Source organism: Microbulbifer sp. YPW1 (assembly GCF_013367775.1).
In the GTDB taxonomy this organism is placed as follows: Bacteria; Pseudomonadota; Gammaproteobacteria; order Pseudomonadales; family Cellvibrionaceae; genus Microbulbifer.
Genome location: NZ_CP055157.1, coordinates 1962057 through 1984346 on the forward strand (window position 1 = coordinate 1962057; position 22290 = coordinate 1984346).

10 protein-coding genes are annotated in these 22290 nt (G+C 57.0%); all 10 read left to right on the plus strand.

Annotated features, from left to right (window positions below):
- Positions 1 to 217: 217 nt before the first annotated feature.
- Positions 218 to 1207: a sugar kinase gene (locus tag HUW35_RS08275; protein ID WP_255463557.1), complete on the plus strand. Its 990-nt coding sequence runs from the start codon at positions 218 to 220 to the stop codon at positions 1205 to 1207.
- A 99-nt stretch (positions 1208 to 1306) separates the two neighbouring features.
- A complete protein-coding gene (locus tag HUW35_RS08280) occupies positions 1307 to 2293 on the plus strand; it encodes a TRAP transporter substrate-binding protein (protein WP_181255106.1) in 987 nt (328 codons plus the stop codon).
- Between the two features lie 47 nt (positions 2294 to 2340).
- Positions 2341 to 2922 carry a TRAP transporter small permease gene (locus tag HUW35_RS08285; RefSeq protein WP_370464610.1) on the plus strand — a complete coding sequence of 194 codons (582 nt, stop codon included), beginning with the start codon at positions 2341 to 2343 and terminating at the stop codon, positions 2920 to 2922.
- A 15-nt stretch (positions 2923 to 2937) separates the two neighbouring features.
- Positions 2938 to 4239 carry a TRAP transporter large permease gene (locus HUW35_RS08290; RefSeq protein WP_181255107.1) on the plus strand — a complete coding sequence of 434 codons (1302 nt, stop codon included), beginning with the start codon at positions 2938 to 2940 and terminating at the stop codon, positions 4237 to 4239.
- Between the two features lie 555 nt (positions 4240 to 4794).
- Entirely contained in the window at positions 4795 to 8751 is a 3957-nt protein-coding gene (locus HUW35_RS08295; protein ID WP_219932670.1) for a pectate trisaccharide-lyase, read from the plus strand.
- A 367-nt stretch (positions 8752 to 9118) separates the two neighbouring features.
- Complete coding sequence (locus HUW35_RS08300; RefSeq protein ID WP_181255108.1) at positions 9119 to 12412, plus strand: pectinesterase family protein; 3294 nt, start codon at positions 9119 to 9121, stop codon at positions 12410 to 12412.
- Between the two features lie 78 nt (positions 12413 to 12490).
- A complete protein-coding gene (locus HUW35_RS08305) occupies positions 12491 to 14317 on the plus strand; it encodes a rhamnogalacturonan acetylesterase (RefSeq protein WP_181255109.1) in 1827 nt (608 codons plus the stop codon).
- 51 nt (positions 14318 to 14368) lie between these two features.
- Entirely contained in the window at positions 14369 to 16162 is a 1794-nt protein-coding gene (locus HUW35_RS08310; protein WP_181255110.1) for a polysaccharide lyase family 1 protein, read from the plus strand.
- A gap of 369 nt (positions 16163 to 16531) precedes the next feature.
- Positions 16532 to 19081, plus strand: coding sequence for a fibronectin type III domain-containing protein (locus HUW35_RS08315; protein WP_181255111.1), 2550 nt, complete (start codon positions 16532 to 16534; stop codon positions 19079 to 19081).
- Positions 19082 to 19204: 123 nt separating this feature from the next.
- Positions 19205 to 22201 carry a TonB-dependent receptor gene (locus tag HUW35_RS08320; protein WP_181255112.1) on the plus strand — a complete coding sequence of 999 codons (2997 nt, stop codon included), beginning with the start codon at positions 19205 to 19207 and terminating at the stop codon, positions 22199 to 22201.
- The last annotated feature ends 89 nt before the right edge of the window (positions 22202 to 22290 follow it).

Here is a 22290-nt window from a genome sequence, read left to right on the forward strand (position 1 = left end):
GATCGGTCGTCTCTATTGCATGTATTCTCAGTATCAAAATAATCTGGTAAGGTGGCATTACCAGTTGGGGCTTTGTTCAGAGGGGCGTGAAAGTGCTGCGCCAGTTGCCTTAATCGGTCAAATTGGTTATACCTGCGAAATATTTTGGTAAGGCCTTGTTGCGTGCTGGCGCGAGAACGGGGCTGTCGGTGATAAATACAATATAGAGGTGGGCACCGTGAAATTGGCAGCACTGGGTGAGGTAATGGTTGAACTGGCACCGCAAGCGGCGGGCCAGAAAGATGGCGGAGGCCAGGCGAGGGCGCTGCTGGCTCAGTCCTATGCCGGGGACACCTACAACACCGCGGTGTACATCGCCCGCGGCGGTGTCAGTGTGAGCTATGTAACGTTGCTCGGCGATGATCCGTACAGTGAGGAAGTGCTCACACGCCTTGCTGACGAGGGCATTGATACCTCGGCCATCGCCCGCCTGCCCGGCCGCTGTCCCGGGCTCTACATGATCCAGAATACCCCGGACGGCGAGCGCTACTTTACCTACTGGCGCGGCGAAGCGCCTGCGCGGGAGCTGTTTGCCGATCCGGTGCGGCGCGAAGCACTCAAAGCGCACCTGATGCAGATGGACTGCCTGTACCTGTCCGGTATCACCCTTGCCATCATGAGTGCCGAAGCGCGCGCTGAACTGCTGGCATTCCTGGCGGCGTATCGCGCCCAGGGCGGTCGCGTCGCCTTCGACAGTAATTATCGCCCGCGCCTGTGGGCGTCCGCGGATGCCGCGCGCGCAGTGGTTGCGCAGTTCCTGCAGCAGGCAGACATGGCACTGCTGACCTTCGAAGACGAGCAGGCCCTGTGGGGTGACAAGCGCCCGGGGAGCTGCGTGAAGCGCAATTCCGGTTTCGGCGTATCGGAGCTGGTGATCAAGCGCGGTGCGGAGCCGGTGTTGTTGCAGGTCGACGGAGCGCTTACCGCTATTGAGGTGCCGCCGGTAAGCAGCGTGGTGGATACCACCGGTGCCGGGGATTCCTTCAATGCGGGCTACCTGGCGGCACGCCTGCAAGGCGCGAGCCCGGAGCAGTCGATTGTCGCCGGCAACCGCTGCGCTGCCCAGGTAATCGGCCACCGCGGCGCGATCATTCCGCGGGCTGACTATATAGCGGCGCAACAAAATCAAGATTGCGCAAACAGTGCGCAAGTTGTTACGATGGTATGACCAATCTGGTCTGCCGCCCGGGCTTTCGTGCTCTTTGATGTGGCAAGCCAGCAAACCTGTACCCGATAAGAAATAAATCGCAGGTCACAAATGATGATAATGAGAAGATTCTGGCGGCAGTTCCGCACTGCGGCCTTGGCTGGCGCTACGCTATTTCTCGCCAGCTGTGGTTTTCAGGAAGACCAGGTTGCACTGAAGCTCGCGCACACCCTGGATCAGCAGCACTCGGTGCACCGCGCCATGGTATTTATGGATGAGCGCCTGCGCGAGCTGTCCGGCGATACCATGCGTATTGATATCTATTCCGGCGGCCAGCTGGGCAGCGAGCGCGAACTGATCGAGCTGCTGCAGATCGGCAGCCTGGCCATGACCAAGGTTTCCGCCAGCCCTATGGAGGGCTTTGTGCCGGAGATGAAGGTCTTCAACCTCCCCTACGTATTCCGCGATTCCGAACACTTCTGGAATGTGCTGCAGAGCCCCATCGGCAAAGACCTGCTGCTGGCCTGCGAGCGCGCGCGCCTGCGCGGCCTGGGCTACCTGGATGCAGGCAGCCGCAGCTTCTACATGAACGACATTGCAGTGCATAGCCCGCAAGACCTGAATGGCCAGAAGATTCGCGTTCAGAACAGCCAGACTGCGATCAAAATGGTCAACACCCTCGGCGGCGCCGCGACGCCGGTGAGCTGGGGCGAGCTGTACACCGCGCTGCAGCAGGGCGTGGTCAACGGTGCCGAGAACAACCCGCCGAGTTTCTATCTCTCCAAGCACTACGAAGTATCCAAGTACTACACCCTGGACGAGCACACTTATGTGCCGGACCTGCTGCTGATCAGTACTGAGGTGTGGAACAAGCTGGAACCGCAACAGCAGGCGTGGCTGAGCCAGGCAGTGGATGAAGCGGTGACTTACCAACGCAAGCTGTGGCAGGAGTCCACCGAGGAATCCCTGGCGGCGGTGAAGGCGGCCGGTGTGGAAGTGATCTACCCGGACAAGCAGCCCTTTATCGATGCAGTCAAACCGCTGCACGACAGCTACCAGGGCACCGAGGTCGGAGATCTGCTGGACCAGATCAAAGCCATTAACTAATTGTTCAGAATAAACGCCCACTAGAAAAATAACAGTGGAAGGCAAAGATGATGCAGAAAATTGAAAAGGCCCTGGGCCTTGTGCTGGGTACGCTGCTGGCACTGATGGTGCTGGACGTGACCTGGCAAATCCTGACCCGCTTCCTGCCCATGCAGCCCAGTTCCTACACCGAAGAGGTGGCGCGCTACCTGCTGGTCTGGATTGGTTTGCTCGGCGGTGCCTACGCCTACCGCAAACGCTCCCATCTTGGGATCGACCTGCTGAGCAATGCGCTGCACGGTGCCAAGCGTCGCGCGCTACAGATTTTTGTGGTGCTGGTGTGCTTTGCCTTTGCGGCCTCCGCCATGGTTTACGGCGGTGCAAAACTGATGCTGCTTACATTTGAGCTGGAACAGACCTCCGCGGCACTGAACTTGCCCATGGGCTATGTCTACAGCGTGCTGCCGATTTCCGGCCTGCTGATCTGCCTCTTTTCCATCGACCACCTGATCGAGCTGGTGACCAGTAAGGAAGAGCTGCCTACCGAGTTTGATTCGGAAGTGCACCCGTATACCGACGACGCAGAAGTGCAAGGCGCCCCGGTACAGAAAGAAAAACAAAAGCAGCCCGAAGCTGCCGTCGAAGCCTAAGCGAGGAGAGTCATCGTGGAAGTTGCAGTTCTGGTATTGCTGGTCAGTTTTCTGATCCTTCTCGCCCTGAATGTCCCCATTTCCGTCAGTATTGGTGCCGCTACGCTGCTCACCATGCTGTGTACCATCGACTTCGACCCGGCCATGATCACCATGGCCCAGCGTATGGCCAGCGGTATCGACAGCTTTGCGCTGCTCGCGATTCCGTTCTTTATCTTCTCCGGCATGTTGATGGGCAGCGGCGGTATCGCCCGACGCATTATCGACTTCGCCAAGGTGCTGGTCGGTATGCTCCCCGGCGGCCTGGCGTTCGTGAATATCATCAGCTGTACCCTGTTCGGTTCCATTTCCGGTTCCGCGGTAGCCGCCACCTCGGCCATCGGCGGTTTCATGATTCCGTCCATGACCAAGGCGGGTTACGACAAGAACTTCAACACCGCAGTAACCGTGGCTTCCTCCACCACCGGTCTGTTGATTCCGCCGAGCAATATTCTCATCGTATTCTCCCTGGCCTCCGGTGGTGTATCCATCGCTGCACTGTTTATTGCCGGTTACCTGCCGGGCCTGCTGCTGGCGCTGGGGTTGATGATGGTGTGCGGCCTGTGGGCAAAAGCCAAAGGCTACCCGGTGGGTGAGAAACCCACCCTGAAGGAAGCCTTCGAAAAAACCATCGATGCCGTGCCCAGCCTGTTCCTGATCTTTATCGTGATCGGCGGCATCATCAGCGGCTTCTTCACTGCCACCGAAGCCAGTGCGATTGCGGTGCTCTACTCACTGCTGCTGTCCTGTGTGGTGTACAAGGAGGTGAAGCTGAATCAGTTGCCGGCGCTGCTGACCAAGTCGGTCGAGACCACGGCGATTGTGATGTTCCTGATCGCCGCGTCTTCCGCGATGTCCTGGATCATGTCTTACCAGAATATCCCGCAGACCATCAGCCAGGCGCTGATCACCCTGAGCGACAACCCACTACTGATCCTGCTCACCATCAACCTGATTCTGCTCGCGGTCGGTGCCTTTATGGATATGACCCCGGCGGTGCTGATCTTTACTCCCATCTTCCTGCCGGTGGTGACCGAACTGGGCATGTCGCCGCTGCAGTTCGGTATTGTGATGATCCTGAACCTGTGTATTGGCCTGTGTACGCCGCCGGTGGGTAGTGTGCTGTTTGTGGGTGCCAGTATTTCCAAAACATCAATCACAGCGTTGATACGCCCGCTGATGCCCATGTATCTCATGATGTTCGTGGTACTGGCACTGGTCACTCTGGTGCCGGCAATCAGCGAGTTTCTGCCGCGGGCGCTGGGGCTGATTGAATGACCCTGCAGTATTACGTGTGCAGATGGCTTATTTCGATACTGTCTGCACCCTGATGTATTTATCGATGTTCCCATATGATCAGGATGGCATTGCCGGGCTTTAAGCCCGGCTTTTTTGGTCTGTCCAAAACTGCCTGTATTTTCTTCTTTCAGCGCACCATAGATTGACTAAACGGTGTCACCACATAATCGCATAGCGCTTTTTCACCAGAATATTGGCGTTACAACCATCTTACGGGGCGCATAGGCTTCTCATATTGGTCTGCCGGACTATAAATAGGCTTTACAGATCTTTTTAATGTGGCTATCGTCGCTCCTGTTTTGGTATTGCCAATTGTGGCCTGTTCAGCGGGCCGAAATTAATAATAATGGCAAACCAATATTGCGGGCCGTCTGTCCCTTGAGGCCCACAGCGATGATGATTGGTCTCTAACTAAAAGTTGTTCCCGTTAGTCCTGAACGCCGTACGCGTGATCGGGCCGTGTCTTTCGGGCGTTGTGCCTGTGACTAGTCGTCTGACTAAATCTTCTAAATAACCATAAATACGGAAGGTCACATGCAGATCATGCTGAAGAGAACAGCGGTGCTGAGCGCATTGCTGGGCAGCTTCGCGGCCGCGGATGTTTCCGCGCAGGCCACGGGGTTTGCTACACAAAACGGAGGTACCACCGGCGGTGCTGGTGGCAATGTGGTGTATGCCACCACAGGTACTGAAATCCACGCGGCGCTATGTAATCGCCCATCCAGCGATACGCCGATCATTATTCACGTCGAAGGCACTATCAACCACGGCAACACCAGCAAGGTGTCCGGAGCAAGCTGTAATACCGCCGAAGACAAAATCGAAATCAAGGATGTCAGCAATATCTCGCTGATCGGTGTCGGCAATGGGGCACTGTTCGACGAACTGGGCATCCACCTGCGCAATGCTTCCAATATCATCCTGCAGAACCTGCACGTGCGTAACGTGAAAAAGTCCGGTTCTCCCACCTCCAATGGTGGCGATGCCGTGGGTATGGAAAGCAACGTCTACAACGTGTGGGCAGACCATCTCACCCTCGAAGCATCTGGTGGCGAGAGTGCGGGGTACGATGCACTGTTTGATATGAAGGCAGAGACCAAGTACGTCACGCTTTCCTACAGCATCCTGCGTAACTCCGGCCGCGGTGGTCTTGTAGGTTCAAGCGATAGCGATCTCAATAATGGCCCCGTCACCTTCCATCATAACCTGTACGAGAATATCGACTCCCGTACGCCGCTTTTGCGCGGTGCGACCGCGCATGCCTTCAATAACCATTACGTGGGTATCACCAAGTCTGGTATGAACCCGCGTATTGGCGGTGAAATGAAGGCGGAAAATAACTACTTCGAAAACTCGAAGGATCCGCTCGGTACTTTCTACACCAACGATATGGGTTACTGGGAAGTCAGCGGTAATATCTGGTCCAATGTCTCCTGGACGGCCGATAGCGATAGTAATCATCCGGCCGGCCCGAATCCGGTATCGACCACTTCCGTCAATATTCCTTACAGCTATTCCCTGAGCGATGCCGGTTGTGTGCCACAGATTGTGGCTGCAACTGCCGGAGCCAACAAAGGACTGCTGGTGGATGACGGCAACTGTGAAGTGACTGGTGGCAGCTCTTCTGGTGGCTCCAGTTCCTCGAGCAGCTCGAGCTCTTCCAGCAGCTCGTCCGGTGGTACCTCCAGTTCCTCAAGCTCGTCCAGCAGTTCCAGCTCCTCCGGGGGCAGCGGCGGTTCCGGCGGCGACCTTGGTCCCAACCTGGCATTGAGTGGCGATGCAGACGGCTCCAGCAAGGGCGGAGGGTCGAGCTATGGCAATGCCGTCGATGGCGACCTGGCTACCTACTGGCAGCCTTCCTCTACGAGCGGCGAACGTATCTCTGCGAAAAATTTCGGTGGAAATTTCAACACCGTGATCATTCGCGAGATTGGCAACAATGTGCAGGCCTGGCGCCTGGTGAATAACGATACCGGTGCGGAGCTCACCTCTGGTAATGGTATCGGTTCTGCGCTGCAGGTTTATCTCGGCGACGTCAGCATGGACAAGATCAACCTGATGATCGACTCCGCCTCCAGTGCACCGCAGATTGCCGAGTTTGAAGTCTACAATGCCACTGGCAGTGGATCCTCCTCCGGTGGCAGTAGTTCATCTTCCTCCTCCTCTTCATCCTCGTCCGGTGGCAGTTCTTCCAGTGGCGGAAGCGTAACGCTGAATGTTGCGGTCAGTGGCTCCGATGCAAACCTGAACTGGAATATCAGCAACATTGATGTGCGCAACCAGGAGATTTACCGGGATACCGACCCGGATCCCGCTGGACGCCTACGCATCGCTTCCAGCGTTGTTGGCAACAGCTACACGGATATCGATCTCGCGGATGGTACTTACTACTACTGGATAAAAGTCACCGACCAGAACCTAGTGGTGTACAACTCCAACGGGGACGATGCTGTCATCGCCACTGCACCGACCACGCTGGTGTTGCAGGAGAGCGAGCCGGGCTTCTGTTCCGTTGACGGCGCGCTCGAGTCTGAGCACAGCGGGTACACCGGTTCCGGTTACGCCAATACCGACAACACAAGCGGTATGGGTGTGGATTGGTCGGTAGTGGTCCCGCAAGCGGGTAATTACACCCTGAGCTGGCGCTACGCCAATGGTGGCAGTGATCGCCCTGCGGAAGTGCTTGTCAATCAGGGCAGCCAGACCAGTCTCGGAATGAGCGGCACCGGTGCCTGGGGTAATTACGCGGACAGTGGTTCTGTGACCGTATGGTTGAACGCGGGCTATAACGAAATTCGTCTACAGGCCACCGGTGGTAGCGGCCTTGCCAACATCGACAGCCTGTCTGTCACCGGTGTGGCACCGGCTGCAGGTGATTGCGCCGGTGGTAGCGGTTCATCCTCCGGCGGAAGCTCATCGAGCAGTTCCAGTTCGTCTGGCGGCACCAGCAGTTCCAGCAGCAGCTCTTCTTCCGGTGGTACCAGTAGTTCCTCTTCTTCTGGTGGTACCGCCAGCTCCAGCTCTTCTTCCAGCGGTGGTACTTCATCCTCCGGTGGTGCCTTCCCGTCTCCGGAAGTGAGCAATGCCTGTTACATCCTGGCGACCGACCCCAGCGTCAACTGGCGCGATTCTGCCGAGCTGACTACGGATCAGGAAATTGTCGAGTGTCTTTCAAAAACCCTCGGTCGCGCCGTGGGCTACGGTGAGAACGCCATGGGTGGCTACGATCCAAACGGCAACAGCCAGCTGACCGTGATCACCAAAAACGATGCGCAGGGTCGCAGTGTCGAGCAGCAGCTGCTGGATGCGGTAACTGGGGATAGCCACAACTGGATTGTGTTCGACAAGTTCGACTTCGCCCAGGAGACCGAGATCTCAATGCATCGCAATCACTGTGCAGACAGTTCTGTGCAGGCGGCCATTGGCGGTACCGAAGCCCAGTGTATCGACTACCGTCAGTGGTGTGCCGATAACGGCTATTCCGGTGATGCCTGTCAGGTGGAGTTTTTCAATAACCGCTTGAATAACAGCAGTCTGCCGATTCGCAACACCAAAATTGGCTCCCATAAAACCCTCGATGGTCGACTGAGCAACGGTTACTTCCGTTTCAATGGCTTCGCCATCGGCGCGGACAGCAACGGTCAGCCGACCCAGACCGCCGAGAGTGTGATCCTGACCCATCTGGATTTCCGTGGCGCGGGCCATACCGAAGACCATGGCCTGGACCCGGATATGATCCGCAACACCGGTGCCTCCCACGACATCTGGATTCACAAAAACACCTTCGACACCACCGGTGACGCGGCGTTTGATGTGAAGGTGGGTGCCTACGACATCACCATCTCGTTCAACAAACTGATCAACGTGAAGCGTGCCGCACTGCATGGCTCCAGTGACAGCCGCGAAATCAACGCGCAGATCACCACCACCATGCACCACAACGCGTTTATCACCACCGATGATCACTACAGTGATCTGGGTAATACCCTGCGTCGTGTGCCGTTGATCCGTCGCGGCACCTCGCACATGTTCAATAACTTCTTTATGAACTATCGCAAAGACGTCCTGAGCGTACGTGTTGGCGCTACGGTCTTGTGGGAAGACAACACCTTCATGATCAATGCGATTCACCAGGAGAAGGATGACATCAATGCGTGGCTGGTAGAGCGCGGCTCGCAACTCGCCCGCGATGTTGCCGACGGAAATTTTCGCAGCGACGGCAGTCTTGTCTGGTTGTCCGATGGCGCCTGTAATCTGGACTCGTCAATGGTCTACACCATCAGTGACAGCTCCGGCTCGGTGCCCGATCTTTCGCTGAATTACTCGCAGTACTCACGGGATGTGATCGCCAGTGAGCGTCGTCCTGCCGGCCAGGCGTTGGCGGATTACATTGCCGCGACGGCGGGTAAAAACGGTGAGATCCCTTTCAGCTCTCCGCTGGGGTACAGCCAAAGCTATGTAATTGGCCTGGGTGAAGTGGCCTGTCAGTAAAGGCCGTTCTTTGGCAGAAAAACGGTAACCGAAAAGCCCATCCACCATTTGGTGGATGGGCTTTTTTTTAAGGCGTGAAGTAATAACCAGGGCGGTAGTTGCGGCGGGGTGGTAGACACACCCGTAGAAGTCAAAAAGGCCGATGTTGAATACTGTTCCACACACAAGCTGAAAGCAGAAGCCTTTCGGACGCATGTGAGCGCTAACATGGTATAGACTTTAGTCTAAATTGGACTATCCAAACTGGACTTACAATAACCGAGGAATATATTCTCGGTCCGGCAATTTGGCCGGACCAATAATAAAAATTGACCAGCCTGCGGTATTGCTCATCCCAAAAGAATAAAGATGATGAGGAGCAAGTCCCATGAAAACCCCTTCCCTACTCGTATTGGTCGTCCTGTCCGGATGGCTTGCCGCTTGTGACAGCGGCAGCTCCGGAGGTGGCTCGGACCCCGGCGGTTCCTCGAGCAGCAGTTCATCAAGTAGTTCCAGCAGTTCGTCGAGCAGTTCCGGCGGTTCATCAAGTAGCTCCAGCAGTTCGTCGAGTAGTTCCGGCGGCTCTTCAAGTAGTTCCAGTAGTTCGTCGAGCAGTTCTGGTGGCTCATCAAGCAGTTCATCGAGTGGCTCCGGCGGCACCGCCGCCTTCACCTGTCCGGAAGATGGCAGCCTGTATTTCTGCGACGACTTTGAAGACGGCGAATTCGCAAGCACCTGGGATGCCCTGATCGACGGTTACGGTCTGGACAACCCCGGCAAATTCGACATTCTCGACGAGGGCGATGCCGGCAAGTCCCTGCGCTTCACCGCCGGCACCCGCGGTGAAAACCTGAACGAGGGTGAGCTGATCCTGGTCAAGGAAGCAGCTTTCTCCGGCGTACCAGCGGACTACTCCGTGGAGTACCGCATACGCCCGCGTGCCAACGGCAACACCGGTAACAAATACCTGTTTGCCATGGGCCGCTACCAGGGACCGCTGCAGTGGTATTTCGGCGGCCTGAATATGCAGAACAGCACCGACTCCACCCAGGTGGAAGCGGGCCTGGCCACCAGTGGTGGCGTGAGTCGCCTGGCACAGACGAGAAAGCCGCTGGAACTGGGCACACAGGACGGCACTGACGGCACCTGGTACACGGTGCGCTTCGACATGGTTGGCTCCGCGTCCACGGTCTACCTGGATGGCGAGGAGTTGGGCTCGTTTACCGACCCCGACAGCCTCTACCAGACTGCCGGACGTATCGGCTTTTTCACCTACAACCGCTCCTTTGAAGTGGACTATGTGAAGGTCGGCGACCCCAGCATCAAACCTGTGCAACTCACCCTCGATTACGCGGAATCTACCTGGGTTACCACTGCCGGCGATCCGGCGCTGGAGATAAATGTCACCGCGATTCAGAGCGACGGTGTCACTGCCGATACTTTTACCGTCGAGTCCAGCGATGAGACTGCGGTCTCCGTGGAGGTCGCCGGCAATACTGCGAAACTGACCCCGCTTGCCGAGGGCGAGGTCGACATCACCTTTACCAGCGGTTCCGATTCCAGCCTGCAGAAAACGATTGCAGTGAGTGTGGCCAAGGCCTTCGAGATGCCCACGGCTACCTACGGTGACCTTGGTACCCGTGTCAGCCCGATTCCGGGCAATACCAACGAGTACGAAGACACCCGCCTGAGTATTACCTTCGACAGCGCTCCCACCCTCGCCGAAATTGGCTCGGTGCGTATTTTCCGCGCCGATGACGATACCGAGGTGGATGCCATCCGCGCCGGTGGCGAGGTGGACATGCTCGGTTACGAAGGGCAGAGCAGCACCCGCACCCTGAACGTTAATCCGTTCGAGATAGACGGCAACACACTGATCATCTCGCCGCACACCAACGCGCTGGAGCATGGTGTTGAATACTATGTCGCCATCAGCGGCAACCTGGTGCAGGGAGTGCAGCTGAACGGTGCCGACTTCGTGGGCCTAGGCAAAGACGCCGGCTGGACCTTCACCACGCGCGCCATGGCTCCCAGTGGCACCGACGTAACAGTGGACGACGACGGCGCCGCGGATTTCCGCACAGTGCAGGGCGCGCTGAACCATGTGATGGAGAATGTGGCCGCGAGCGACCCGGTTACCATCACCATCAATGCGGGTGACTACCGCGAGGTGTTGTTCCTGCGCGGCAAGCACAACGTTACCCTGCAGGGCGCAGGCACCGGCGAAACGGTGATCCGCTACAGCAACAACAACGGGCTCAACCCCGGCACCAGCACGCGCGCGCTCTTCCTGGTAGAGAGTGCTGACATGCTCACCCTCAAGGACCTTTCCCTGATCAACACCACCCTGATTGGTGACGGCGGGCAGGCGGAAACCCTGTACTTCAATAACGACGGAGGCCGCCTCATTGCCACCAACGCCGCGTTCATCAGCGAGCAGGACACCCTGTTGCTGAAGGGCTGGAGCTGGTTTTACGACAGTCTGGTGGCGGGCAACGTGGACTTTATCTGGGGTACCGCGCAGGCGGCAGTGTTTGAAAACAGCGAAATCCGCACGCTTACCCGCACCGACGGTGGCCAGGGCGGTTACCTGCTTCAGGCGCGTACTCCCGAAAACGTACCGGGCTTCGTGTTCCTGAACTCTATCCTGACCCGCGATGATGGCGTGACCAATGCCACCCACACCCTGGCGCGCAGTGGCGGCAGTAGCAGCTACTTCGACAACATCGCCTTTATCAATACGAAGATGGATGCCCACATCAAACCGGATGGCTGGCACCTGAGCCCCATGCCCAATCCAGCCACGGCCAGTGCCGATGCGGGCTGGCGCGAGTACGGCAGCATGGACCTCACCGGCAGCGTCCTGGACATTTCCGCCCGCTGTGGCGAAGGCAAAGCCTGCCATGCGCTGAGCGAGGCCGAAGTGGCTGAGCGCTTCTGCTCCCGGGCACAGATCTTCAGCGGTTGGAACAATGGCGAAGGCTGGGACCCCATGCCGGAGCAGCCCAATGATGAACTCTGCCCTGCGGTTGAGCCCGAACCGGAACCCGAGCCCGAACCGGAGCCCGGTGTGTGGAGCGGAAGTGCCATGGTGCTCGGCGGCAGCAGTACTGGAATCAGTGGAGAGATCACCGCTCAGACGGAGACCAGTGTCACCTTCACTGCTGAAGGCGGCAAGTTTGAAAGTGCGGCCATGAGTTTTTACCTGGTCTCCCAGGAGGTGGCCGGTGACTTTACGCTGACGGCCAAGGTCAAGGCCGTGGGCGCCCTGCGCGAAAGCTCGTCCTACCAGTTCCCGGTGGGCCTGATACTGTGTGAATGTGACACTGCCAGTAGCGGAACCAGCCCGTTGGCCCATGCGACCATCAATGACATCACCGGTGATGACGTACAGAACCTGGTGCCCACCTACGGCCACGTAGCGGAAGATGGTGCGAACTGGAACAAGACTTCCATGGACTCGGCAGAGTTGACCCCGGGAGACAACCTGTACCTGAGGTTAGAGCGCCAGGGCCAAAAGTACATCACCTACCTCTCCAGCGATGGTGGTGCCACCTACCCCATCGTGAAGGCAAGCACGCTCTCGGGCCTGCCCGACACCGTAAAAGTGGGCCTGTTCGCAGCGCCCAACGGTTCCGGCGTACAGACCTTCACCTTCGAAGATATCCAGCTGGTGCAATAAGCAACAGCCGCGGGCCGGGAATTACCCGGCCCGCTACCACCTTCTATAAAAATGAATCTTTCGAATAGAGACACTTCCATGAACATGAGAAAAATCGTATTCGCGGTAGTCATGTGTACCGGTCTGGCTGCCTGTGGCGGCTCCGGTAGTCCGAGCAGCGGTGATGGTTCGGGCAGCTCTTCGAGCAGTTCTTCAAGCAGTTCTTCAAGCAGTTCTTCAAGCAGTTCCGGCGGTGGCAGCAGTTCTTCCAGTAGTTCGTCCAGCAGTTCCGGCGGCTCAAGCAGTTCCGGTGGTGCCAGCGGAGAAGCCCCTACCATTCATATGCTCGGCGACTCGACCATGACCGATTACGGCGAAGAGCGTTTGCCGCAGATGGGTTGGGGGCAGGCAATGCCGGCCTTCTTCAGCGAGGAAACGGTCATCAACAACTGGGCCAGAGGCGGGCGCAGTTCCCTCAGCTTCTACTACGAGGCTTCCCGTTGGCCGACCGCGCTGACAAGTATTGAAGAGGGTGATTACGTCATCATCCAGTTCGGGCACAACGATCAGAAAACCGGTGGCGACTACGATGAGTTTGGCACCTACGCGTTCTGTAGCGACGGCACCGAAGATGGAGAGAACTGCGCGGACACGGAACATTCGTATTACCAGTTCCTGAAAAAGTATGTTCTCGAAACACGGGAAAAAGGTGCGACGCCGATACTGATGACGCCGATCGTGCGCAAATATTTCAGCGGTGGTTCCATTACTGAAAAAGGGCAGCACAATCTGCAAGACGCCAACACGGGCGAAGAACACCCGCGGGGCAACTATCCGGCCGCGATGAAAGCGGTTGCAGAAACCTACGATGTACCGCTTGTGGACCTCACCGCCGAGACCAAAGCCATCGTGGAAAGCTATGGTGACGAAGCGGCGACAGAGCACCTGTACATCCCTGCCGACAGTACCCATCCGCAGGTGCTCTTTGCCAACCTGATCGCCAGGGCGGCAGTCGAGGGTTTGAAGTCGCATGGTTTGATGGTGGAGCACATTGTCGAAGTGACTTCGCTGGTAGCCAGCCCCGACAGCCTGGATTGGGGAAATCGTTACGTTGGCGTCCCCAATAGCAAAAAGCTCACCATCTCTGCCTTTGATCTCACGCCGGAAAACGGCGCCGTTGATGTCTCCGCACCGGACGGCTTCCTGTTGAGCGACTCCGACGACGCCGAAACCTGGAGCAGCTCCACTACTATCGACTTCACCAATGGCGCCTTCACCTCCAACCTCTACGTGCAATTCAATGCGGAAATCCACCAGGCCTACGCGGGAGAGGTCAGCTTTGCACTGGAGGGTACCGAGTTGGGCACAGTGGACGTATCGGGTACCGGTGTCGCGGCCGGTGAAGGAGTAGCGTCTTATTCCAGCTGGTTTACCGAAGGATCATCCACCGCCCCCATCAACGATGGCCTGGTCAGTGCCAGCGACGCGCTGGCAAACAACCTGGAGGCGGGGAACGTAAAGACCCTGGCAGTCGACGGACAAGATACCGGCGTTGCCCGCTATCGGGTGGAAGGGCCCGAGATGGTCGCCCGCAGCAATGACCGCTTCCTGCAATTTGCGGTGACCGCCGAATCCCAGACCTTCTTCGTGGACACCATCTCCGCCTACCTCACCTCCAGCGGCGGCTCAACGGTGCAGGCCGATATTGAGTATTCGCTATCCAGCGATTTCAGCAACCCGGTCAAACTCGACGAAGCCATCTCCTTTACCAAGGATACGATGACCCTGCAAGAGTACGGCGTGACCATTCCGGTTTCCGCTGGGGAGACTCTCTATGTCCGTATCTTCCCGTGGAATTCCGCCGGTAACACCGGTAAGTACCTCGCCATTTACGATTTCAATATCAATGGCACCAGCGGGGAATAAACCTGAAATAAATGAGGCCCCGCGGTGCGGGGCCTTTCGGGGAGAAAAAACATGCGCAATTCATACACTCTTCATACGCTATCCCGTGGACTGTTGACCCTGATACTGTGCGCCGGCGTGACGGCCTGCGGCGGTGGCGGCGATAACGGAGGGGCTTCCAGCAGCTCCTCCAGTTCTTCCAGCAGTTCTTCGAGTAGTTCTTCGAGCTCCTCTTCCGGTGGCAGCTCGTCAAGTAGTTCTTCGAGCTCTTCCGGTTCCTCCAGCAGTTCCGGTTCCTCCTCGGGGGGGAATGAAAGTATCGACGGCGGCTTCGCTGGTTACAGTTATAACCTCACCGGCGGCGAAGGCGGGCTTGTTTACACCGTCAATAATGGTGCGGACCTGCAATCCAAACTGGATGAAGCCAAAGACGCAAGCCAGCCGATTACGATTTATATCGATGGCACCATCACCGACTTCAACACCGGTACCGGCACCAGTATCCAGATCAAGGATATGGATAATGTTTCATTGATCGGGGTGGGGGAAAACGGCGAGTTTGACGGTATCGGTCTCTCTATTCGCCGCGCCAACAATATCATTGTGCAGAACCTGCTGTTCCACGAAGCCTGGCCCGGCGAGGAAAAGGATGCGATCAGTATCGAGGGGGACGACAATGGCTCCACTACCAGCCATATCTGGATCGATCACTGTGAGCTGTACAGCTCGCTGAATGTGGACAAAAACTACTACGACGGTCTGATCGACTCCAAGAGCGGTGCCCGCTATATCACCCTGTCGTATAACTATCTGCACGACTCGTGGAAAACTTCTCTGCACGGTCACACGGAAAATGACACCAATCCGGACACGGATCGTCTGATCACCTTCCACCACAACCGCTTTGAAAACTTGGAATCCCGCGTGCCGCTATACCGTCACGGCAAGGGCCATGTGTACAACAACTACTACAACAACATTCGCTCCACCGCGATCAACTCCCGCGCCGGTGCCGAGTTGCTGATTGAAAACAACATTTTCGAAAACACCCAGAACCCGATTGTGTCGTTTTACTCTGACGTGATTGGTTACTGGAATCTCAGCGGGAATGTTTTTGGCAGTGGTGTGACCTGGACCAGCGGTGGCGGAACCGATATCACTGCCGAGGATGGTGAGTCCACATCCACCTACACCGTACCTTATTCCTATACTCTCGATCCGACTGACGGGTTGAAGGATTACGTCATCGCCAATGCCGGCAGGGGCAAACTGGATCAATCGGATCTCGAAATTCCCGAGCCGGTCACCCCGCAAGATGAAGTGCCGGTAGAGGAAGAGCCGATTGTCGAAGACGTGGTGCTGCCCTACGCGGAGAACTTCGCCACCGATACTGCAGGCTTTTTCAGTAACAGCTATCGCGATCTTACCGGTGCTCCGGGGGATGGTACGCCCATGTACTACCGCGTCACCGGCACCGCGGAAATTCAGGGCGGCGCGCTCAGCCTGACCGGCAGCCGGGTCTCCATCGGCAATTCCACGCCGGAAGCAAGCACCACCAGTGGCGACAGCAATACCGGTGTATTCGACCTCAGTGTGCCCTGGCAGATCACTTTTACCGTGGTCAGTGTAGGCGGCGACACCAGTCGAAATTTCCAGATTTACGTGGACAACAATACGCCGTCCAGCGGTAACTCAATCTGGGGCAGCGCTTCCAAGTTCCACCAGGTGCTTCTGACAGATCTCGAGGCCGGTAAAACTTATACCGTGGCTGGCCTGACCGCCAGCGCCAATTCATTCGTCACCCTCCGAACGGAAAGCGGTGCCAATGTTGTCTTGGACGACCTGCTGATCGAAGCCACTCCCTGAGGTACCCCATGTGGTCAGGCGCACCAAATTGTGGCCTGACCGCATTTGATCAGAAAATAATCTTTATGGCGGTCCTTATCAGGCTGATTTTCTCCGCGATTTTTGTAGTCAAACTACATAAAACTGCGCTTTTGCCCACTAATTGTGCGGAAATGAGCGAAATTCCGCCTGTCTGACCCAAGTCACAAATATCTTCATTACCAATTGGTGCTAACGGTTGTATATGCCAAACCAATCTGGTTAGATTGCCAAACCAATAAGTATTAGAACTGGGCCTGGGTGGTTACCGCACTAAAAAAGTGCGGCATCCGGGAGATGTAACCAGGCTCATAAAAATAACGACCGACAAATGAGAGACAAGGGGTGAGCATGAAACCTTTACCTTGGGCAAAATCCGCACTCGCGCTGTGCATTATGGGGACACTGACCGCCTGTGGCGGCGGTGGTGCTGATGAGAATAACCAGGGGGATGTGGTCACCACTCCGCCGCCGGTTTCCAGCAGTTCTTCCGGTGGCAGCTCTTCCAGTGGTGGTTCTTCCGGTGGTGGCGCCGAAGGCCCGATCCTTTCCGAAAACTTCGGTGATGACCTTTTCGTCAACTTCGATGAAGCCGATACCCAGTTCTTCTTCAGTCAGGAATACAAGGCGCTCGACGCCAACAATGCGGAAGACGCATGGCCGTCTTTCTACTATCCCACCTGCTGTTTCTTCCTGAATGACAATCCCGCCGATGGCGTAGAAGTTTCCCTGGACCAGATGGGAATCGTGAGCGACAACGGCAACCCGGCCATGCTGCTGGATACCGGTCGTTTTGCTGCGGGTCAGACCCGTCCGGATATCGACGACGCGGATCCGAAAAAAGACACCACCACTTCCGACGACGTAACCACCTGGGGTGAACTGGACCTGAGCCAGCCATACCGGATTTCTTTCTGTGTGAAAGATGCTTCCGGCAGCCGCAACATGCAGGTGTATGTGGATAACAACACCTCCGGCGAAGCCAACTCCGTATGGGGTGGCGGTGGTTCCGGTTCGCGTATCTTCAACGTACCGGCCGCCGATCTGATCCCGGGCAAGCGTGTACAGATCAATGTTCCAGGCGATATTACTTTTGAGCAGGGCGGCGAAGTGAAAGACGTGCGCCCGTCTCAGGTGGGTACCGCGACTTCTTTCCTGCAGTTCCGTGTGGAAGGTGGCAGCTCGGTAATCTTCGATGACCTGCTGGTGGAGCGCCAGGAAGACGACACCCAGGGCGACCTGCCTGCTTGTACCGTATTCCAGCCGGCCACCGCGCCAGACGCGCCGGAAGCGCCGAGCCTGTTTGCCACCGACGCGCAGATCGCAGTCAGCTGGGCTTCCGCCATTGGTGCCATCAGCTATGACGTGGCCTACAGCACTGGCGACGATGTGAACGCGGCGGATATCGTCGAAGGCCTGTCCGAGACCAGCACCACACTGACCGAACTTGAAAATGGCAGCACGTACAATGTTTGGGTGCGCGCGGTCAACAGCGTTGGCGCCGGTGAATGGAGTGATGCCGCCATGGCAACTCCGGAAGCCCCGGTTGGCGATAACTGTTCCCCGACCACTTCTGTAGACCCGTCAGCGACCAACAGCATCCTGTGGAATGTATACGATGGCTGTATGCACCCTGGCGAGCTGGGCGCTGTGGTAATCAATGGTAGTGAAGCGACCAGCTTCGAATTCGGCGAAGACGAACTGCCGTTCTTCACCAGCGACGAGCTGGGCATCATGACCCTGGACACCATTGGCGCAGACGCCAAGCCGGTTGGTGACCTGAACGACGTCATTGTTGGCGACGCGAACACTTATCCCAAGCACTTTACCTTCGTAACCCGTATCGATACCTCCTATGCGGCATCCCAAGGGGCGCGCGGTTTTGAAATCGAAACCCACCTGGGTGACGGCGGTATTGTCGATCGCGGTCCCGCGCGTATCAAAACCATCCTGCGTCCGGACGGCAGCAAGATTCAGCTGGATAAATTCCTGTCTGATGACTCTACCGCGGAAGTGGATATGGATATGAGCGATGGCTACCACACCTATCAGGTAGCCTTCACCGTGGTTGATCCGGCCACCACTACCGACTACATCACCGCGACCATTTACCGCGACGGTGTGGAAGTAGGCAGCTTTAGTGGTAACGGTCGCGACGGTGGTTCTTCCAGCAGCCGCATGCGCATTGGTGAAGGCTCCAGCAGCGAGTTCTACGCGAATGTCGACTGGCTGGTGTGGACCGATAACGCCACTGCCGCGGGCCTGACCGCTGAAGAGCTGGTAGGTGAGCTGCCCGCAGGTATCGGTGAGCTGGACGTATACGCCGGTGCCGATGCATCCGCGGTGTTTGACGAGAACTTCAACGGCGTTGGTCTGGTGGAAGACTCGGAAACCGAAAGCACCAACTTCTTCACTGCCGAGTACCGCGGTCAGTCTGGCGACGCGAGCAAGCCAATGTTCAACGTCACCAGTGGCAGCTCTCGTATCACCGTTGCCGGTGGCACCCTGGCCCTGAACAACGCGCGCTTCTCCATCGGTGATGCCACTCCGGACGTGGACACTGCAGACACCGATACCTCTGGCCGTGGCGACCTGGATCTGAGCAAGCCTTACGTGATTACCTTCGAAGTGGTGGAAAACCCCAACACCTCGGTGGAAAGCGGTAAGTGCCAAGTGTATGTGGACAACAACACCTCCAGCTCCAGCAAGTCCCTGCACGGCGGCAGCTCCAAACTGGTTGAGAAGTTTGCCTCCCAGCTGGCCGATGGCGACCAGCCACTGGGCACCGTCACCATTGAAAGTGACCTGGGCACTGCCAACTCCTTCCTGCAGGTCCGCTGTGACAGCGGTACTGAAGGCATGCCGGTAGTGATCGACAACTTCAAGGTGAGCTACCAGTAAGCTGTGCGAATCAGCCAGCTAAAGGTGAGTCGCCGGTCTAAGTGTCAGGCCGGCGGCCTTCAAAAAAACATCGAAGCGGCCCCAGCGGATGAGGGGCCCATTAAAACCGATGGGAGAGTCAAAATGACTTATAAGAAACAGATTCTCGCCATGGCCATCGCCATGGCTACTTCCGCCTCTCTGGTAGCCCAGGAAGCGGAGCAGGAGCAGCAGGAAGAGTCTTCCAGTGCTTCTGTCGAGGAAGTGTATGTAGAAGGTGTGCGCAATGCGGATCTGAATGCGCGCGCGGCAGAGCGCGGCAAGGACAACTTCAGCTCTATTGTGACCCAGGACGATGCCGGTAACTTCTCTGACCAGAACGTGGCCGAATTGCTGCAGCGTATGCCGGGTATCACCCTCCAGAAGAGCGAAGGTGAAGGTAAATTCGTCAACCTGCGCGGTCTGGGCGCCGGCATGGTAAGCGTGCGTATGGACGGCGGTGCCATGGCAAACGCCGGTGGCGGTACCGACGAAGCGCTGGAAGACCGCGCCTTCTCCCTCGACAGCCTGCCGTCCGACGTACTGCAGTCCATCGAGGTGAACAAATCCCTCACCCCGGATATGGAACTGGATGCGATCGGTGGTTCCATCAATGTGAAAACGATGTCGGCGTTGGATCGGGGTAGAAATACCGTTAAATTCCGTGCGCAGAATTACTATCAGGATCAGGTCGAAGCAGATTCTCCCAAGATCACCCTGCAGGGGACCAACCTGTTCCTGAACGATACCATCGGTGTGGCTTACACCGGTTCCTGGGAAAAGCGTAAAACCCGCGGCTTCCAGACCAAGCACCATAGCAGTACGCTGCCCCAGTATGTAGAGATTGGCGGCGAGCAGATGATTATCCCGTGGGAGTTTACAACCTACGAGGAAAACGCCGAGCGCGAGCGTATGGCCGGTCTGCTGAACGTTGAGTATCAACCCAATGACAACAGCCGCTACCACCTGAAGTTGAACCACACCAGCTACGCCGATAACGATATCGCCATGCGTGAGTACTATCGTTTCAACTGGGATAACGGTGACGAAGACCTGGCGTTTATCGATAAAGAGAACCAGGTGTTCGGTGGCAGCAGCGTGGATCTGCAGCAGCAGTTCTTTATCCAAGAGTCCGAAGTCACCACCGACACTGTGGCACTGGGCGGCGAAAACCGCTTTGGCGACGGCTGGGAAATGGATTACGAAGTGGTTTCCTCCCGCAGTGAAAACGCCAAGCCAGATGGCCGCCGTGTGCAGTTCCGCCTGCGTGAACTGAACGCTCTGGGTAGCTACGGTGATGAATTCCTGAATGGCCAGCTGATTTCCGGCCCGCAGCTCGACGAGCTGGTTGAGAACGGCAGCATCGTCTCCGGTGCAGTATCCGGCCCGAACGGTTACCAGTACGGCAAGGTAAAACAGCCCAACCTGAACTACGACAACCTGTTCCTGGAAGATTCCCTGCGTAAGGATGCCGTCGACCAGTTCTCCTTCAACCTGCGTCACGACTGGGATGCGGGCCTGGTGAACTACGTGAAAACCGGTGTGAAGGTCAACCAGCGCACTCGCAGCAACGACAAAAACCGCGCGAGCATCGTGCCGTTTGACCGAGCGGTAGCCGGCTGTGCGGGCGACCTGGACTGTATCACCCTGGCGGGTTCCCGCCTGGGAGACTTCACTACTTACGTTCCGGTCAACGACAACTTTGACCACGCCGTGATTACCCGTGAGGATGCCGAGCGCCTGATCAACGGCACCCGCGCTATTGGTGACAATTACGACCCGGAACAGAAAGAGCTGGATTCCACCAGGCTCGACTACGAGCTGACCGAAGACACTGCTGCGGCCTACCTGATGGCGGAAATGCAGGTGCTGCCGGAAGCGACGCTGATTGCCGGTGCGCGTTACGCCTATACCGACTTCACCTCTACCGGTTATATGGCGCTGCGCAACGACCGCAACGAAGACAGTCAGGGTCTGACCTCGCTGGATATCGCCCTGCCGCTGGAGCAGACCGGTAACGACTACGGTATCTTCCTGCCGGCACTGCATTACCGTCACGAACTGAGCGATAACCTGCTGGGCCGTGCATCCATCTGGACCAGCTTTTCCCGCCCGGACTTTGGTAAAAGCCGTGCCTTCTTCGAAGTCACCGATCGCGTAGTTTTCTGTAACACCGATCCCGACTCCGAGTTCGTCGGCCAGTGTAACGAAGACCCGAACGATATCGGTTCCGCCCGCGGTGACCTCGATTATCAGCGCGACAACTTCGCCATGTCCGGTGACAACACCGTACGTATCGGTAACCCGTCGCTGGACCCGATGCGCGCGACCAACCTCGACCTGTCCCTGAGCTACTATGGCGAGAGCACTTTCCTCGAAGGTGCGCTGTTCTACAAAGACATCAAGGACTTCATCGTTGATGCCAACGGTATCCGCATGAATATCGCGGACACCCCGTTTGCGCTGCCGATCGATCAGATAGACCTGTTCCAGATCCCGGCGGATCTCCAACTGACCAACGTCAATACTTACCTGAACGGTGAATCCGCCAAGGTATACGGTATGGAGCTGAGCGCCAGCCACTACTTTGACGGTCAGTGGGAAGATCACAATATCGGTCGCTACCTGGACAATATTTTCGTTCAGTCCAACCTGACCCTGCAGAGCAGTGACGGTAATGTAGGTGAATCCGTGCGCGCTGGTTCCATTCAGCTGCCGGAGACTGCAGACACCGCCGCCAACCTGACACTGGGCTGGGAGAACGATGACTTCTCCGTGCGCTTTATCGCCAACTACACCAGCGAAATCCTCAAACGTATCGGTGGCTGTACCGCAGCCGATATCTCTGCGGATGCTGAGCTGGGTTACGCAGCGAACTGTCGTGTGTGGGCGGACATGTACCAGGACGAGTCCCTGACCTTCGATATCAAGGCAACCTACCGTGTAGCTGACGGCGTGCGCGCCTACTTCGATGCGGTGAACCTGTCCGATAACGTTGATCAGCAGTACTTCTCCGGCAATGCCGATTCTGGCGGCCGTATCCTGTACAACGTGGAAGCTTATGGCCCGGCTTACCAGCTTGGCCTGACCGTGGATTTCTAAGTCCCTCTTGTACCCTTTGCCATTTTTTGCCCCGCTTGCGGGGCTTTTTTGGCTCTGGAGAAAGAAAAATAAAAACGCGCAAAGCCGTT

What these genes read in the sequence shown, in the direction of transcription:
- HUW35_RS08280 (WP_181255106.1), top strand. Translation starts at nt 1,307, where the DNA reads ATGAGAAGATTCTGGCGGCAGTTCCGCACTGCGGCCTTGGCTGGCGCT.
- HUW35_RS08285 (WP_370464610.1), top strand. Translation starts at nt 2,341, where the DNA reads ATGATGCAGAAAATTGAAAAGGCCCTGGGCCTTGTGCTGGGTACGCTG.
- HUW35_RS08295 (WP_219932670.1), top strand. Translation starts at nt 4,795, where the DNA reads ATGCAGATCATGCTGAAGAGAACAGCGGTGCTGAGCGCATTGCTGGGC.
- HUW35_RS08300 (WP_181255108.1), top strand. Translation starts at nt 9,119, where the DNA reads ATGAAAACCCCTTCCCTACTCGTATTGGTCGTCCTGTCCGGATGGCTT.
- HUW35_RS08305 (WP_181255109.1), top strand. Translation starts at nt 12,491, where the DNA reads ATGAACATGAGAAAAATCGTATTCGCGGTAGTCATGTGTACCGGTCTG.
- HUW35_RS08310 (WP_181255110.1), top strand. Translation starts at nt 14,369, where the DNA reads ATGCGCAATTCATACACTCTTCATACGCTATCCCGTGGACTGTTGACC.
- HUW35_RS08315 (WP_181255111.1), top strand. Translation starts at nt 16,532, where the DNA reads ATGAAACCTTTACCTTGGGCAAAATCCGCACTCGCGCTGTGCATTATG.
- HUW35_RS08320 (WP_181255112.1), top strand. Translation starts at nt 19,205, where the DNA reads ATGACTTATAAGAAACAGATTCTCGCCATGGCCATCGCCATGGCTACT.